General features: G+C 71.6%; 14 protein-coding genes. 7 read left to right on the top strand and 7 right to left on the bottom strand.

Annotated features, from left to right (window positions below; translation table 11 throughout):
• Positions 1-9 precede the first annotated feature (9 nt).
• Entirely contained in the window at positions 10-660 is a 651-nt protein-coding gene (locus tag ACIOEW_RS27410; protein ID WP_362557415.1) for a TetR family transcriptional regulator, read from the bottom strand.
• A 169-nt stretch (positions 661-829) separates the two neighbouring features.
• Here ACIOEW_RS27410 and ACIOEW_RS27405 point away from each other — a divergent pair, with 169 nt between their 5' ends.
• The gene (locus ACIOEW_RS27405; RefSeq protein WP_362557413.1) at positions 830-2,059 is read left to right on the top strand and encodes an acyl-CoA dehydrogenase family protein; all 1,230 of its coding nucleotides are present in this window, start codon (positions 830-832) and stop codon (positions 2,057-2,059) included.
• Between the two features lie 148 nt (positions 2,060-2,207).
• On the top strand, positions 2,208-2,606 hold the full coding sequence (locus tag ACIOEW_RS27400) for a hypothetical protein (protein ID WP_401966698.1): 399 nt from the start codon (positions 2,208-2,210) through the stop codon (positions 2,604-2,606).
• 61 nt (positions 2,607-2,667) lie between these two features.
• Here ACIOEW_RS27400 and ACIOEW_RS27395 read toward each other — a convergent pair whose 3' ends face one another.
• Together ACIOEW_RS27395 and ACIOEW_RS27390 are read right to left on the bottom strand one after the other, a co-directional pair.
• Positions 2,668-3,156, bottom strand: a complete 489-nt coding sequence (locus ACIOEW_RS27395) for a glutathione peroxidase (RefSeq protein ID WP_362557409.1) — start codon at positions 3,154-3,156, stop codon at positions 2,668-2,670.
• A 36-nt stretch (positions 3,157-3,192) separates the two neighbouring features.
• The gene (locus ACIOEW_RS27390) at positions 3,193-4,197 is read right to left on the bottom strand and encodes an AsnC family transcriptional regulator (protein WP_362557408.1); all 1,005 of its coding nucleotides are present in this window, start codon (positions 4,195-4,197) and stop codon (positions 3,193-3,195) included.
• A 150-nt stretch (positions 4,198-4,347) separates the two neighbouring features.
• Here ACIOEW_RS27390 and ACIOEW_RS27385 point away from each other — a divergent pair, with 150 nt between their 5' ends.
• The 3 genes from ACIOEW_RS27385 (at position 4,348) to ACIOEW_RS27375 (ending at position 8,734) form a co-directional block, all read left to right on the top strand.
• On the top strand, positions 4,348-5,907 hold the full coding sequence (locus ACIOEW_RS27385; protein WP_362557406.1) for an amidase: 1,560 nt from the start codon (positions 4,348-4,350) through the stop codon (positions 5,905-5,907).
• A 101-nt stretch (positions 5,908-6,008) separates the two neighbouring features.
• Complete coding sequence (locus ACIOEW_RS27380) at positions 6,009-7,439, top strand: MFS transporter (protein ID WP_362557404.1); 1,431 nt, start codon at positions 6,009-6,011, stop codon at positions 7,437-7,439.
• Positions 7,440-7,486: 47 nt separating this feature from the next.
• Entirely contained in the window at positions 7,487-8,734 is a 1,248-nt protein-coding gene (locus tag ACIOEW_RS27375; RefSeq protein ID WP_362557402.1) for an amidohydrolase family protein, read from the top strand.
• Here the strand turns inward: ACIOEW_RS27375 and ACIOEW_RS27370 are convergent.
• Positions 8,704-9,270 (bottom strand): GNAT family N-acetyltransferase, encoded by a 567-nt coding sequence (locus ACIOEW_RS27370; RefSeq protein ID WP_362557400.1) that lies wholly within the window; start codon positions 9,268-9,270, stop codon positions 8,704-8,706. The genes ACIOEW_RS27375 and ACIOEW_RS27370 overlap by 31 nt on opposite strands.
• 13 nt (positions 9,271-9,283) lie before the next feature.
• Positions 9,284-9,865 (bottom strand): XRE family transcriptional regulator, encoded by a 582-nt coding sequence (locus tag ACIOEW_RS27365; protein WP_362557398.1) that lies wholly within the window; start codon positions 9,863-9,865, stop codon positions 9,284-9,286.
• Positions 9,866-10,043: 178 nt separating this feature from the next.
• Between ACIOEW_RS27365 and ACIOEW_RS27360 the strand changes: the two genes are divergently transcribed.
• A complete protein-coding gene (locus tag ACIOEW_RS27360) occupies positions 10,044-10,481 on the top strand; it encodes a hypothetical protein (protein ID WP_362557396.1) in 438 nt (145 codons plus the stop codon).
• Positions 10,482-10,514: 33 nt separating this feature from the next.
• On the opposite strand, the gene ACIOEW_RS27355 is transcribed toward ACIOEW_RS27360, so the two are convergent.
• Complete coding sequence (locus ACIOEW_RS27355) at positions 10,515-11,855, bottom strand: chloride channel protein (protein WP_362557394.1); 1,341 nt, start codon at positions 11,853-11,855, stop codon at positions 10,515-10,517.
• A gap of 147 nt (positions 11,856-12,002) precedes the next feature.
• Entirely contained in the window at positions 12,003-13,439 is a 1,437-nt protein-coding gene (locus tag ACIOEW_RS27350; protein ID WP_401966691.1) for a DUF2252 domain-containing protein, read from the bottom strand.
• 168 nt (positions 13,440-13,607) lie between these two features.
• On the opposite strand from ACIOEW_RS27350, the gene ACIOEW_RS27345 reads away from it, so the two are divergent.
• Entirely contained in the window at positions 13,608-15,425 is a 1,818-nt protein-coding gene (locus ACIOEW_RS27345) for a glycoside hydrolase family 15 protein (RefSeq protein WP_401966689.1), read from the top strand.
• The last annotated feature ends 35 nt before the right edge of the window (positions 15,426-15,460 follow it).

Raw genomic sequence — 15,460 nt, 5'->3', positions numbered from 1 at the left:
CCGGCCGCGTCAGAACCCGGGGCCACCGGGGCGGTCGCCCGCCGCGGCCAGCCTGCCCCAGAGCAGATCGGCCAGGCTGCGGACCAACTGCTCGCGTGAGCAGGGGCGTTCGCCCAGCCACCAGTCGCCGGCGGCATGCATCATGCCGACGATGCCGTGGCCCCAGATCCGGGCCATCTCCTGGCTGTCGGGGCCGAGGTCCACCCGCTCCGCGATGACCATGGCGAGCTCCTCGCCGAGGCGGCGCAGCAGCGGGGCCGAGTGCCTTCCGACGTCGAAGCCCTGCTCGGGGGAGGGCACCGCGTCCTCGGACGGGTGCATCAGGAAGCGGTAGACCTGCGGTCGTGCCTCGATCGCCGCGAGGTAGGTGTCGAGCGTCGCCTCGACGCGTCGGCGGCGGTCGGCGGGGGCGTCGAGCGCGGCTCGCAGGGCGCTCAGCAGTGCGTCGGTGTGCCGTTTGGCGAGGGCGCGGTAGAGGCCGCCCTTGTCGCCGAAGTGCCGGTAGAGGATGGGCTTGGTGATGCCCGCCTCTGCGGCGATGGCGTTCATCGAGGCCCCGGGGCCGTCTCTGAGCACCACGCGGTCGGCGGCCTCGAGCAGCTCACGGCGGCGGCGTTCGGCCGCTGTCCGCTGTCGCTCGGCCTGTCGTGTGGTCTCCATGTCGTTTCTCCCACCCCTGACCCTGCATGTCCGTCCTGCCTGCGCAACGTAACACCCTGCCCAGCGGTGCGTGGATCGCCGCCCGGGCGGTTGACACAGGCTACTTGTCGGTAACAGACTGTTGTTACCGCAAGTAACGATCTTTTGACGGCAGTACGTGGAGGGGAACATGGCCGAGTTCACGCTCGAGCTCAACGACGACCAGAAGCAGGTCCGTGACTGGCTTCACGGCTTCGCCGCGGATGTGATCCGTCCGGCAGCTTCGGAGTGGGACGAGCGTGAGGAGACGCCCTGGCCCGTCATCCAGGAGGCCGCCAAGGTCGGAATCTACTCCCTGGACTTCTACGCGCAGCAGTTCTTCGACCCGACGGGCCTCGGCATCCCGATGGCGATGGAGGAGCTGTTCTGGGGCGACGCGGGCATCGCCCTGTCGATCGTCGGCACCGGCCTGGCGGCCGTCGGCGTCCTCGCCAACGGCACCGAGGAGCAGATCGGCACCTGGATCCCCCAGATGTACGGCGACGCGAACGACGTGAAGGTCGCCGCCTTCTGCTCCTCCGAGCCCGACGCCGGTTCCGACGTCGCCTCGATGCGTACCCGCGCGGTGTACGACCAGGCCAAGGACGAGTGGGTGCTCAACGGCACCAAGACCTGGGCGACCAACGGTGGCATCGCCAACGTCCACGTCGTGGTCGCGGTCGTCGACGCCGAGCTCGGGTCCAAGGGGCATGCCTCCTTCATCGTGCCGCCGGAGACCCCCGGCCTCTCGCAGGGCCAGAAGTTCAAGAAGCACGGCATCCGCGCCTCGCACACCGCCGAGGTCGTCCTGGAGGACGTGCGCATCCCGGGGCACTGTCTGCTCGGCGGCAAGGAGAAGCTCGACCAGCGCCTCGCCCGGGCCCGCGAGCGCGCCGCCTCCGGTGGTGGCGAGCGCGTGAAGAACGCCGCGATGGCCACGTTCGAGGCGTCCCGCCCGGCTGTCGGCGCGATGGCCGTCGGCACCGCCCGTGCCGCGTACGAGGTCGCGCTGGACTATGCGAAGACCCGGACCCAGTTCGGCCGTCCGATCATCGACAACCAGGGCATCGCCTTCCAGCTCGCCGACATGCGTACCCAGATCGACGCGGCGCGTCTGCTGGTCTGGCGCGCCTCGTGGATGGCGACCGCCGGCAAGCCGTTCGAGTCGGCCGAGGGTTCCATGTCCAAGCTGTACGCGAGCGAGACGGCCAAGAAGGTCACCGCTCAGGCGATCCAGATCCTCGGCGGCAACGGCTTCACCCGTGAGTACCCCGTGGAGAGGATGCACCGGGACGCGGCGATCTACACGATCTTCGAGGGGACGAGCGAGATCCAGCGCCTGGTGATCGCCCGCACGCTGTCCGGGATGCCCATCCGCTGACGCCCCTCCAGGCCCCCGGTCCCGGCCCCCGCTCCCTGTCGCGCCGACAGGGGCGGGGGCCGCGCCGGTCCGGCGGGAATGGTGTGCCCCCGGTCCGTCCCTGTAGATTCCCCGTGAAGATCGTGACCGGTCGATGGAGGGGGCATCCATGCTGAAGATCGCCATCGCCCGGGCCGTGACAGCCGCCGCTGCCGCGCTCGGGCTCGTCGTCGCGGTCCAGGGCACGGCATCTGCCGCGCCGAAGACGATCGCCGTCGGATCCGGCGGATACGGGCAGTGGAACGCCGACCCGTCCGGTGACATCCCCGGTGACTCGATCCGTGCCTGCGACACGGCCGCGGACGGCTGGAGCGTCGAGGTGAAGCTCGACATCGGCCGCAACGGCACCTGGGACCGTGTCACGAACACCCGGGGCCACAACTCGCCCTACTGCAGCCCGTGGAAGAGCGGCGACATCCAGGAAGGCACGCCGGTGAGCGTCCAGGTGACGTACGTGAACGGCGAAGTCACCTACCCGAAGGGCTCCCTCCTGCTGAGCCACGCCTGACAGCGGGCCCGGTCCGCCGGGTGGGTGGTCACCAGCCCACCCGGCGGGGCGCCGGGGGTACTCAGGCGGGGAGCTGCGCCTCGATGGCCGCGACGACCTCCGGGGCCTCCGGCTCCGTGCGGGGGCGGATGCGGGCGACCGGCTCGCCCGCGGGGGAGATCAGGAACTTCTCGAAGTTCCACTGGACGTCACCGGCCTCGCCGTCCGCGTCCGTGAGCCGGGTGAGCTCCGTGTAGAGCGGGTGCCGGCCGGCGCCGTTGACGTCGGTCTTCGCCAGCAGCGGGAAGCTCACCCCGTACGTCGTCGAGCAGAACGTCTGGATCTCCTCCGAGCTCCCGGGCTCCTGGCCGCCGAACTGGTTGCACGGCACGCCGAGCACCGTGAAGCCGCGGTCCCCGTACTCCTTCTGGAGCCGCTCCAGGCCGGCGTACTGCGGGGTCAGCCCGCACTTGGAGGCGACGTTCACCAGCAGGACCGCCTGACCGCGGTAGGCGCCCAGCGTGGTCGGCTCGCCGGTGAGGGTGTGCAGCGGGATGTCGTGCAGCGTCATGGGTTTCTCCTCGTCATGTGTCTTCCACGGCCATTGTCACGCCCAGAGGTCCATCGGTACGAAGCCGGTCGCCCGGCCGTCCGGATCCAGCAGCCGGCCCATGAGCTTCACAGCGCGCAGCGCGACCGCGCGGTCGGCGATCCGCAGATGGGGGATGGTCGCGGCGAGGCGGACCTCCAGGGCCTGGGCGTCCACCAGGGACGAGACCCAGACAGTGGCGATCAGGTTCTGCGGACCGGCCAGGCCCAGGCACTGCCTGATCTCCGGAAGCTTCGCCAACTCCCGCGCAGTGGCGTCCAGATGCTCGGCCGGAACAGTCCCGAAGAGGGTCACGGCGACCGGTGAGCCGGACAGTGAGCGGGCCAGATCGCAGCGGAGTACGAGACGTCCCGTTTCCAGCAGCCGGTTCAGCCGGCGGCTCGCCGTGTTCACCGAGACGCCGAGGGCCTCGGCGAGTTCGCTGAGGGACATGCGCCCGTTCTCGCCAATCGACGTGACGAGTTCGGCGTACTCGGGCAGGTGCTGTGTGTCGCCCAGTGCCGACCGGCGGGACGCGGTCAGCGCCTCCTGCTGGGTGCGGCTCAGGCTCGTCAGACGCCACACGCTGCCTTCGGTGTAACTGCGGGTGATCAGATGGGCCCGGGTCGCCGCGATCCCGGGAGTGGTGCCCAGCCGGTCCACGATGTAGCTCGAGAGCGCGCCGAAACCGGTGGCCATCGCGGTGATCAGAAGGTCGCGGCCGCCTGCCGCGTGCTCCACGGTCACCGCGTGCGGGTCCGCAGACAGGAGCTCGGCGACCGCTCCCGCCTGCCCCGGCGCGCAGTCGATCTCGATCAGCGCGCCGGCCCCCGAGCCGCCGTACGGATACGCCGTCACCCAGGCGTGGCCGGCGGCCCGCAGCCGCTCCCAGCGCCGGGCCACGGTCGCGGCATCGACCTCCAGGGCCTTCGCCAGCTCGGTCCAGGGAGCCCGTGGGTTGATCTGCAGAGCGTTGACCAGGGCCAGGTCCAGCTCGCTGAGTGAGGCCAGATTTTCAGTCATCGGGAGTCCGTACTGACGGGTGCTTTGGGAAAAAACTGCATTCGATCAAGGTTCACGACAGGGATAGGCAATTCCGAGTGGAATGTTGAGCGGAGATTAGCATCGCCGTACCTCATCAGATCCAGCCACATCCGACTCCGGAGGCGCAGCGTGCAGCAGCCTTTCGCCACCCTCGCCGACGCCGCCGCTGCCCTGCGGTCGGGCGCCGTCGGCAGCGAGGAACTCGTCACTGCCGCACTCGCCGACGCCGAGGTGCTCGATCCGCTGCTCGGTGTGTACGTGACCCGCTTCCCGGAACAGGCGCTTGCCGCCGCCAGGGCGGCCGACTCCCGCCCCGCCGGTGAACGCGGCCCGCTGCACGGGCTGCCCCTCGCGGTGAAGGACAACATCGCCACCGTCGAGGGCGCGGCCACCGCGCAGAGCCCCGTCCACGACCCGCACTGGTGGAGCGGGCTCGACGCACCGGCCGTCGCCCGGCTGCGCGGCGCCGGGGCGGTCGTCCTCGGCAAGACCACCATGGCCGAGTACGCCATGGGCCGCCCCGACCCCGCCCACGGCTTCCCGGTGCCCCGCAACCCCTGGGACCCCGAGCGGTGGACCGGCGGATCGAGCACCGGAAACGGTGCGGGCATCGCCTCCGGACTCTTTCTGGGCGCCCTCGGCAGCGACACCTCGGGCAGCGTCCGGCTGCCCGCCGCGCTCTGCGGAGCCACCGGCCTCAAGACCACCTTCGGACTGCTGCCCGTCGACGGCTGCATCCCGCTCAGCCCTTCGCAGGACGTCCTCGGTCCGATGGCCGTCACCGCCCGCGACTGCGGGCTCCTCCTCGACGCGCTGACCGGCCTCCCGCCCAGGGCTCCCGCGCCGGACGGGGCGCGCGGACTGCGCATCGGTGTTCCGTACGGACTGATCGACGGTCCGGGCGTCACCGCGGAGTGCCGCACCGCATTTCAGGACGCGCTGCGGACCTTGCGTGAACTCGGCGCACAGATAAGGGAGTTGGAACTCCCGGAGTTCGGCGGGCTGCTCGCCGTCAATGGCGTCACCATGCTTGCCGAAGCCTTCGCCGCGCACGGCGACCGGCTTGCCGCCGACTGGGACGGGCACGGCCGGACCTTTCGCCGGCTGGCCGCCGCCGGCGGACTCGTCCCGGCACACCTCTACCTCCGCGCCCAGCGCACCCGCGGACAGCTCACCGCGCAGCTGCTGGCGCGGATGGACGGCCCCGGCGGCGTCGACCTGATCGCCACCCCGACCTGGCCCGCGCCCGCGCGGCCGTACGCACAGGAGGCCGCACCCGGCGAGGAGCTCAACCTCACCGCCGTCTGGAATCCCACCGGCTTCCCGGCCCTCGCCCTGCCCATGGGCGCGGACCCTGCCGGGCTGCCGCTCTCCCTCCAGCTGGCCGGCCGCCCCCGCTGCGAGCACACCCTGATCGCCGCGGGCGACGCCTACCAGTCCGCCACCACCTGGCATCTGCGCCGGGCCGCGCCCGACCCCGGGCAACGGCCCGCCCCGCTCCGGGACCCGGACGGTGCGGGGCCGGACCACACGTCCCTGGCCCCGTCCACGCCCGCTCCTCCCGACAGCTCCGCCGATGCCGGGGCGGCCCTGGCCGCGATCGGCATCACCCCGGGACCGGCCGATCTGGCCGTCGTGCGGGCAGTGGCCCGCTCGCTCCTCGACGCCGGCCGCCGCCCCGCCGCCTGACCCCGGCCGGGCGGCGCCCCACCGACGCCGCCCCCGAACTTCCCCTGACCCACCCTCACCCGCCGCGCCTGTGCGCGCGGCCGTGCCCAAGTGGAGAGCCCATGTCGCGTATCCAGCCCACCGCGGGCGCCGGCGCGCCAGGCCTCGGCGCCACCCGCGTCGCCGCGGTCGTCGGATTCCTGGTCTTCGTCGAGCTGACCAGCGGCATCATCCAGGGGATGATGCCGACCCTGCTGCCCGAACTCGGCACCGTGCTCAACGTCGGCGCGGGCGACCTCAACTGGGTCAACGCGGCCCAGCTCCTCGCCGCCGCCGTCTCCGTACCGCTCTTCGGACGGCTCGGCGACATGTACGGCCACCGGCGGCTGCTGCGCATCGCCGTCCTCTGCCTCGCCGTCGGTTCCGTACTGGTCGCCTGGGCGCCCTCCTTCGAGGTGCTGCTGGTCGGCCGGGTGCTCCAGGGACCGCTTGCGGCGCTCCTGCCCCTGGAGATCGGACTGGTCCGCGACCGGCTGGACGCCGCCGGTGCCCGGAGCGCCATCGCCATGCTCGTCGGCGCGCTGACCTTCGGCGCCAGCGCCGGCATGGTCGTCGCCGGACTGCTCCGTGAGGCCATATCCTCCGTGCACGGCGTCCTCTGGATCCCGGCCGCTGCCACCTTCCTGTGCGCCGGAGTCGTGTTCTTCCTGGTGCCCGAGTCGAAGACCAGAGCCCCGGGCCGGGTCGACTGGGCCGGCGCCGGACTCCTCAGCGCCGGACTCGCCACGCTGCTGCTGGGCATCTCCCAGGGACCCAAGTGGGGCTGGACCGACGCCACCACCCTGGCCCTGTTCGCCGTCGCCGCGGTCAGCCTCGTCGTCTGGGTCCTGGTCGAACTCCGCGTCGCCGAGCCGATCGTCGACATCCGCCTCACCGTGCAGCGCACCCTGCTTCCCGTCTACGCGGCGAGCTTCCTGCTCGGCACCGCTCTCTTCGGCGCCCAGACCGCCCTGGTGCTCTTCGTGTCCTCGCCCGCCGACAAGCTCGGCTACGGATTCGGCTACGACGCCCTCGGGATCGCCTGGCTGATGCTGCCGTCCGGTGTCATGGCGTTCATCGCCTCGCTGTTCGCCTCCCGGCTCTTCAGGCTCATCGGCGGACGCGGCGCCCTCGCCCTCAGCGGGGTACTCATGACGATCGGCTATGTGTTCCTGATCGCCGCCCACGACCACCCCTGGCAGTTCGTCGTCGTCAACCTCATCGTCGGTTCCGGCGTCGGCCTCGCCCTCAGCGCGATGCCCGTCCTGATCATCGACTCCAGCCCGCACGAGCGCACCGCCATCGCCACGGGCATCTACAACACCGCCAAGACCGTGGGCGGTTCCGTCGCGGGAGCTGTCTTCGCGGCCATCCTCACCGCGCTCACCTTCAAGGGCACCGAGATCCCGACGATCGACGCCTACACCACCGTGTGGTGGTGCTGCGCCGGGGTCTCGGCCCTCGTCGCCGTCGCCGCGGCGGTCGTCGCCCGCCCCGTGAAGTCCGCCAACTGAACCAGCGTCCCGCCCCCTTGCGCCCTCTCCAGGGAAGGAACAGCGCCATGCCCGCCCCCACCACTTCCGTACTCCTGCACAACGGCCTGCTCATCGACGGCACCGGGAGCGAGCCGGTCCGCGACGGTGCGGTTCTCATCGAGGACGGTCGCGTCCGGTGGGCGGGCCGCACCGCGGACAGCCCCGTCACCACGGCCGCGACCCGGCGCGTCGACGTCCGCGGAGACGCGATACTCCCGGGCTTCATCGACTGCCACGTCCACATGGCGGCCCCCGGAACGGCTTTGAGCCACGCCGAGATCGCCGCCATGCCGCACAGCCTGGTCACCTTCCTGGCCGGGCCCAGGATGAAGCAGACGCTCGAAGCCGGCGTCACCACGGCGCGGGACCTCGGCGGCGCGGACGCCGGACACCGGCGGGCCGTCGAATCCGGCCTCCTCATCGGCCCCCGGCTCCAGGTCGCCGTCGCCATGCTCAGCCCCACCGGCGGGCACGGCGACTTCCGGGCCGGCAACGACGGCCGCCCCAACAGCAACCCCATGGGACAGCTGGCCGACGGCCCGGCCGAATGCCGCAAGGCGGTCCGCGATGTGCTCCGCCGTGGCGCCGACTGCGTCAAGATCGCGGCGACCGGCGGGGTATGGAGCCCGACCGACCAGCCCGACGACGACGGCTTCCTGGAGGACGAGATCCGCACGATCACGGAGATCGCCGCCGGCCACCGGGGCAAGAAGGTCGCCGCCCACGCCCAGGGCCGGGGCGGGATCCTCAACGCCGTGCGCGGCGGCGTCGCCAGCGTCGAGCACGGCTACGAGATCGACGACGAGGCCATCGGGCTGATGCTGGAGCGGGGCACCTTCCTCGTACCGACGCTCACCACCGCCAACACCGACCCGGACCCCGGGAAGGCCGCGCCCTGGGCATACGCGAAGAAGAAGCACTGGCAGGACGTCGCCCGCCGGCACATCCCGCGCGCGATCGAGCGCGGGGTGCGGATCGCGATGGGCACCGACTGCGGCATCGCCGAGCACGGAACGAACCTGCGCGAGCTCGGGTACCTCGTCGACTGCGGCATGACCCCGATGGCCGCACTGCGCGCCGGGACGTCCGAAGCGGCCGAACTGCTGGGAATCGCCGACGAGACCGGCACCCTGGAGCCCGGCAAGCGCGCCGATGTCGTGATCGCGCGAGGCAACCCGCTCGATGACATCACGTCCCTCGGCGACTCCGGGAACATCCTGCTCGTCATGAAGGACGGCGTCGTCTACAAGGACCTCGAAGGGCTCACCGCCTGAGCGGGCGCCGCACCGTCCTGGCCGATGGCCTTGTAGTAGAAGGTGGTCGGCTTCAGGACACCGGCGGGGTCGGCGGCGTAGTCCGGAACGGACCCGCACTCCGTCCATCCGGCCGAGCGGTACAGCCGCTCGGCCGGACTTCCGCTCTCGGTGTCCAGGATCAGCAGCGTGACGCCTTCCCCGGCCGCCGAGCGCTCGACGGCGTCCAGCAGGGCCCGGGCGAGCCCGCGGCCGCGCGCCGACGGACGGACCATCAGCTTGGCGATCTCCGCGCGATGACGGCCATTGGGCAGCGGTGCCCGGGTCAGGCCGATCGTCCCCGCGATCCGCTCACCGTCCCGGGCGATCCACACCTGGTGATGTTCCGCGTCCACGGAGGCGGCGCGCTCCCGCCACCAGCACGCGGCGGCATCCCGGTCGAGCGGCGCCAGGAACCCCACGGAGGCTCCGCCGTCGACCGTCTCCACGAGGAGGGCGGCCAGCTCATCGGCGTACGTGACCAGTTCGGGTCCGGTCACCGGGACGATCTCGGTCATGCGGCAGGTCCTTTCACGGTGCGACGATCATCAGTGCGTAGCGGACCCGTCCAGGGCCCGGACAGTGGAAGCGTGAGGGTCCGCGCAGCCGGAAGCGCAGGCAGTCGCCCGGGCCGACCGTGTGCACGGTGGCGTCGACGGTGATCTCGACCGTCCCCTCCAGGACCCAGATGTGCTGCTCCAGACCGGGGACGGGCGGATTCTCGTACGCGATCACGGCACCCGCGTCGAGGATGCCCTCGATGACCTCCGCGCGCAGACCGGCATGCGGAGGCGAGACGGACCTGCGCACGAATCCCGACTCCTCGTCCCGCCAGACCGTCTGACGCCCGGCGGGCACCAGCTGCGGTGGCTGGGCCTCCACCTCCAGCAGCAGCCGGGACATGGTCCGCTCGTGGACGGTGCACAGCCGGCCGAGCTGGGCGGCGGTGGGACTCAGCTCGCCTCGTTCCAGCCGGGAGAGCGTCGAGCGGCTCAACCCGCTGCGCCGGGCCAGCTCGTCCAGTGACCAGCCGCGCTCGACACGTAGTTCACCGAGCCGCGCCGCCAGCCCGGCCTCGACGGACCCCGCCTCTTCCACGCCTGCATCTCTCACATCAGAGAGGGTATCTCTGTTTCGAGACACTCGGCGGTGCGGCCCCCGGCGGGCGCGGGGATGCGCCTCCTTCGTGCTGCCGGTCGGGTGCCGTCGTGTCACGCTGGGACAGGGGGTTCGCCCGGTCGGGCATGTCGGTCCCGCCGGGTGATTCCGCTACCCGAGGAGGCCGACCGGCATGGCCAGTACCAGTAACGAACCGCGAGCCGCGCACGACACCGCCCCGAGCTCCCGTCATCCGTTCCAGACGGGGTGGACGGTCTTCGCCGGAGTCCTGATGATTTTCGGCGGGGCCATGGCGATCCTGCAGGGAGTCGCCGCCATCGCCAAGGACGACGTGTTCGTCACCACGCGCAACTACGTGTTCCAGTTCAGCCTGACCGGCTGGGGCTGGGTCCACCTCATTCTCGGCATCGTCATCGTGCTCGCCGGCTGCGCCCTGTTCACCGGGGCCATGTGGGCGCGTGTCGCGGGTATCGTCCTCGCCGGACTCGGCGCGCTCGCCAACTTCCTGTGGCTGCCGCACTATCCGCTGTGGTCCATCGTGCTCATCGCCATCGACGTCTTCATCATCTGGGCGCTCTGCGCGGGGCCGCAGAAGGGGGAGACCGTCTGACGGAGCAGTACCTCCCGGGACGGGCGGGGCCGCTCACGGTGTGGGCGGCTCCGTCGCGAACGCGGCCGGCGGGGGAGTGATCCGCAGGGTGACGACGTAGGAGACGACCACCGAGACGATCACGAGCGGCATGACGGTGAGTCCCTCGGAGCCCAGCAGCAGCGTCGCCAGCAGCACCGCCGTCATCGGGAGTTTCAGCATGGCCACGCACATCGCTCCGATACCCATGGCGAATCCGGAGGTCGGGTTCAGCCCGGGGAGGTGGGAGAGCGCGAGGCCGCCGGCCGCACCGACGAACATCGCCGGGAAGACCGGACCGCCCCGGAACGCGCTCAAGGAGGCGCAGTAGGCCAGCGACTTGCAGGCGATGAGTACCACCAGGGTGGCCGCCGAGTACCGCGCGCTGTCGGAGAGCAGCGGGTCCAGGGCGTGCTCGCCCGAGTACAGCACCTGCGACGCGGAATTCCCGGTGCCCTCGGCGTACACAAGGGCGAGCACCCCGACGGCGAGGCCCATCGCCACGGTGGCCACCACCGTCCGCCGCTCCACCCTCGGCTGAAGGAACAGCGCCAGCCGGTGGATACCTGCGCCCACGAGTGCCGCGCCCAGCCCGAGCGCGACGGCCCACCCGAATTCGGCGACGGTGGGGCCGTCGGCCGGCGGCACCTCGTGCAGCGCCAGTGAGTACGTCCCCAGGCCCGTCCACGAGCCGAGTCCCGTGAAGATGAGTGCGCCGATCCCGGCCGCCAGGAGTCCGGGCACCAGCGCCACCCCGAGCATCATCCCGGCCAGCCCCGAGGCTTCCATCAGCAGGAACGCGCCGAGAAGCGGAGAACCCAGCAGTGCGCTGACCGCGGCGAAGCTGCCCGCGGCCCCCACCACGGCGATCGCCCCCGGAGCGATGTCCGGCTTGATCAGCCGCACCGCCCACACGGCCAGGCCGCCGCCGAGCGCGATGAGCGGCGCCTCCGGGCCGAGCACCGCACCGAGGCCGAGGGAAGCGATCGCCGCGAGAGTGATGCCGGGCAACTGCGCGGCCGAGGGCGGGCCGGTGCTCACCAGCCCCTCGGCCGGCTTGTGCCCGCCGTCTCCCGGGAGGTACCGGACGGCCAGCCCCGTCAGCAGGCCCGCCACGCCGAGCAGCGGTACCGGCCACCACGAGGGCGTGGAGGCGAAACCCAGGGCGTCGGGCAGATCGTCGTACGTGAGTGACTGGAGTTCGGAGACCAGGGCGAGGAAGCCGAAGGCCGCCGCCGAGATCGGAACCCCGAGGATCGCCACCATCACGAGCATGACCGCGTAGCCGCGGGTGCGGATCAGGGCGACGGGATCAGGTGGCTGGGCGGCGGGCGTTCCGGCTGGCTCGGCCGTCATGCTCGTTGTCTCCTCGGCATCGCGAATCCCCTGGGGACGCCCTGTCCTCAAGGCATCCCCACGGTGATACCACGATGTGGTGACTTGGGTGATATATCCGCGCTGTACGGGTGCGGCGCGAACAGCGCCGGCCGGTCGCGGGCAGGGTCACGTCCCTTCGCCCGCCGGGTCGGCCGAGGGCAGCCGGCCGGACCGTACCGCGTCGACCAGAGCCTGATGGTCTCGCTCGTTCCGGTCGGCGTACGACTCCGCGAACTGCTGGAGCGCCCGGTCGAACGCCTCGCCCCGGCCCAGGTACGACGCGATCGCGATCCGGTCCCCCGACCGGGCGTGGGCCCGGGCCAGTGTGGCGCCGCAGACCTCTCCGAAGACGCCGAGCCCTCGCGGGACCATCAGCTCCGGCTGGGCGATGCCCTTCCAGTCGCGCAACTGCCTGATGTAGAAGTCCCGGGACCGGCCGTCGATCCCGTCCACCCGCTCCCAGCCCAGGAAGATATCGCTCGCCGCCTGCATCAGCCGCTGTCCCGCGACCACCCGGCTGCCCTGGTTCCGGTGCCGGCTCGCGCCCGTGTACGGGGCGAGCACCGAGATGTCCGCCTCCTTGGCCTGGAGGAAGAGCGGGTCCCCGCTGTCCCGCCCGAGCAGGAGGATGATCCAGCACCTGGTGCCGACGCTGCCCACACCGACCACCTTGCGGGCCACGTCGACGAGCCGGAACCCGGAAAGGAGGGTGCGCCGGTCGGACGCCAGACTCCGGCCGTATCCGTCGATCAGCCGGCGGAACTGCTCCTCGAACGCGGTGCGCTCCACGTCGGGCAGCAGATCGGCGACCGGGACGAGCAGGGGCGGGTCCGCGGCGATCCGGCGCCGTCCGTCGACCACCTCGGTGAGCTTGTCGAACGCCTGCAGGCTGTCCCGGCTACGGGCCTTGGCCATGGCGCGGGCCACCCCCTTGCGGCCGCGCTTCCTCAGCTGCTCCGTCGCCACGGTACGCAGCCGGTCGGCGTCCGTCCGTGCGTACCAGACGTCGAGATGGCGCATGCCCGCGAACCGGATCATCCACTCCCGGTACGACCTCACCGTGGCCAGCACGACGGCGGCGCGCTCCCGGTCACCGAAACCGTTCGCCCGGCCCGCGATGACGAGGCTGGCCGCCAGCCGTTTGACGTCCCACTCCCAGGGACCCGGCAGGGTCTCGTCGAAGTCGTTGATGTCGAAGAGCAGCTGCCGCTCCGGCGAAGCCAGCAGCCGGAAGTTCAGCAGGTGAGCGTCCCCGCACAGCTGAGCCCTGATCCCGGAGACCGGAGTGGTGGCGAGATCGGCGGCCATGATCGCGGCCGCGCCCCGGTAGAAGCGGAACGGGGACTCCGCCATGCGCCCATAGCGGATCGGGATGAGCTCGGGCACCCTGGCCGCCGACTGGCCCTCCAGGATGTCCAGCGGATCCGGCCGGCCGGAGCCTGGCTCGAACACCGCGTGGCTCGACCGCGGCACCGCTCGTCGGGCCGCCTTGCCGCGCGCCGCCCGCTCATCGGGCGTGGGGAACTCACCGCCGTACGGAACCGGCCTGATGTCTTGCGGCATCGGGATCCTCCTGACCGCTGCGCGGGCAGGAAGGGACGACGCTGCCCGACTCCTTCCGATCATCGCCGGTCGGCACGATTCCGGCACCAGCAGCCGGGCCGGCCGGGCGGGGGCACCCGGTTCGGCGGATAGTGGATGGTGCACGGGCGTGCCTGAGATTGGATGCACATGGACCGGTACCCGCCCATAGCGGATCACGGCCTCGTGGGTGATCTGCAGACCGTCGCACTGATCTCCGAGCAGGGCGTGGTCGACTGGCTGGCCGCGCCGAGGTTCGATTCGCCCAGCGTCTTCGCCGCCCTGCTCGACCACGATCGCGGCGGCTTCTTCAGGTTGTCGCCGGACGGCCCCGGCCACACCTGCAAGCAGCTCTACTACCCCGACACCGCCGTGCTGGTCACCCGGTTCATGTCACCGGACGGGGTCGGCGAGGTACTCGACTGGATGGTTCCCTCGCACATCCCGGTGGCGACCGACCGGCACACCCTGATGCGGGCCGTGCGCGTGGTGCGCGGGAGCGTCCACTTCACCCTGGAGTGCAGACCCCGCTTCGACTACGGACGCGCCCCGCACGAGCTCGAACTGCAGCCGGACGCGGCCGTGTTCCGCGCACCGGAAGGCACCGGGCACCTGCGGACGAGCTTCCCTCTGGAGCGCGAAGGCCGGGACGTGCGCGGTGAGTTGACGCTGCAAGCCGGCGAGACGGCCGTGGCCGTCTTCACCCTCTGCGCCCCCGGCGGAGCGGCCCCGCCGCCCCCGACCGTCGAGGCGGTCACCGCCGAGCTGTGGTCCGTCGTCGACTTCTGGCAGGCGTGGCTGCGCACCTCCACGTACCGCGGCCGGTGGCCCGGCATGGTGAACCGCTCCGCCATCACCCTCAAACTCCTCACCTACGCACCCACGGGCGCGCCGGTCGCCGCCGCGACGATGGGACTGCCCGAACAGATCGGCGGCGAACGGAACTGGGACTACCGGTACACCTGGGTCAGGGACGGCTCCCTGTCCGTCCGGGCCCTGCTCGACCTGGGGTTCGTCGAGGAGGCGACGGCCTTCACCCACTGGCTCGGCGACCGGCTGCGGGACCGGGAGCACGCCGTCGGCGAAGCCCTGCAGATCATGTACCACGTCGACGGGGAGCCCCTGTTGACCGAGGAGGTGCTCGGCCATCTCTCGGGCTACCGGGGCTCGGCGCCGGTACGGCTCGGCAACGCTGCTGCCGGTCAGCTCCAGCTCGACATCTACGGCGAGGCCCTCTACGCACTGTCCGAAGGACGTGAGGTCGGCATCCAGGCGGGCTACCGGGGCTGGAAGCTCGTGGCCCGCACCCTGGACTGGCTCGCCGACTCCTGGGACCGGCCCGACGAGGGGATCTGGGAGACCCGCGGTGGCCGCCACGACTTCACCTACAGCCGCGTGATGTGCTGGGCGGCCTTCGACCGGGGCCTGCGGCTGGCCGCAGAGTTCAGCAGGCCGGCCGACACGGTCCGGTGGACCAGGGCCAGGGACGAGATCCTGGAGCAGGTGATGGAGCACGGCTGGAGCGAGCCGGACCGGGCCTACGTCCAGCAGTACGGCAGCGCCGTGCTCGACGCCTCGCTCCTGCTGATGCCCCGGGTCGGCTTCCTGGCCCCGAAGGACCCCAGCTGGCTGTCCACCCTGGACGCCATGGACCGCACCCTCGTCTCCGACAGCCTGGTCTACCGCTACGACCCGGCCGCCTCCCCGGACGGACTGCGCGGCTCGGAGGGCACGTTCAGTCTCTGCACCTTCCTCTACGTCGACGCCCTGGCCCGCGCCGGACGGCTGCGCCTGGCCCGGTACACCTTCGAGAAGATGCTCACCTACGCCAACCATGTCGGTCTCTTCGCGGAGGAGATCGGCCCCAGCGGAGAGCAACTGGGCAACTTCCCGCAGGCGTTCACCCACCTCTCGCTCATCACCGCGGCGCGCACGCTCGGCGAGGCCCTGGACCGGCAGCGCGACTGAACAGGGGCCCGGGGCAGGGCCCGGACGCCGACCGC

The sequence above is a fragment of the Streptomyces sp. NPDC087901 genome (assembly GCF_044742205.1).
Classification (GTDB): Bacteria; Actinomycetota; Actinomycetes; order Streptomycetales; family Streptomycetaceae; genus Streptomyces.
Note: the sequence above shows the minus strand (reverse complement) of the source record. Positions and strands in the feature narration are given on the sequence as shown.

Excerpts from the sequence above, each read along its gene's own strand:
- ACIOEW_RS27410 (WP_362557415.1), bottom strand. The coding sequence starts at position 660 with ATGGAGACCACACGACAGGCCGAGCGACAGCGGACAGCGGCCGAACGC.
- ACIOEW_RS27405 (WP_362557413.1), top strand. The coding sequence starts at position 830 with ATGGCCGAGTTCACGCTCGAGCTCAACGACGACCAGAAGCAGGTCCGT.
- ACIOEW_RS27400 (WP_401966698.1), top strand. The coding sequence starts at position 2,208 with ATGCTGAAGATCGCCATCGCCCGGGCCGTGACAGCCGCCGCTGCCGCG.
- ACIOEW_RS27395 (WP_362557409.1), bottom strand. The coding sequence starts at position 3,156 with ATGACGCTGCACGACATCCCGCTGCACACCCTCACCGGCGAGCCGACC.
- ACIOEW_RS27390 (WP_362557408.1), bottom strand. The coding sequence starts at position 4,197 with ATGACTGAAAATCTGGCCTCACTCAGCGAGCTGGACCTGGCCCTGGTC.
- ACIOEW_RS27380 (WP_362557404.1), top strand. The coding sequence starts at position 6,009 with ATGTCGCGTATCCAGCCCACCGCGGGCGCCGGCGCGCCAGGCCTCGGC.
- ACIOEW_RS27375 (WP_362557402.1), top strand. The coding sequence starts at position 7,487 with ATGCCCGCCCCCACCACTTCCGTACTCCTGCACAACGGCCTGCTCATC.
- ACIOEW_RS27370 (WP_362557400.1), bottom strand. The coding sequence starts at position 9,270 with ATGACCGAGATCGTCCCGGTGACCGGACCCGAACTGGTCACGTACGCC.
- ACIOEW_RS27360 (WP_362557396.1), top strand. The coding sequence starts at position 10,044 with ATGGCCAGTACCAGTAACGAACCGCGAGCCGCGCACGACACCGCCCCG.
- ACIOEW_RS27355 (WP_362557394.1), bottom strand. The coding sequence starts at position 11,855 with ATGACGGCCGAGCCAGCCGGAACGCCCGCCGCCCAGCCACCTGATCCC.
- ACIOEW_RS27350 (WP_401966691.1), bottom strand. The coding sequence starts at position 13,439 with ATGCCGCAAGACATCAGGCCGGTTCCGTACGGCGGTGAGTTCCCCACG.
- ACIOEW_RS27345 (WP_401966689.1), top strand. The coding sequence starts at position 13,608 with ATGGACCGGTACCCGCCCATAGCGGATCACGGCCTCGTGGGTGATCTG.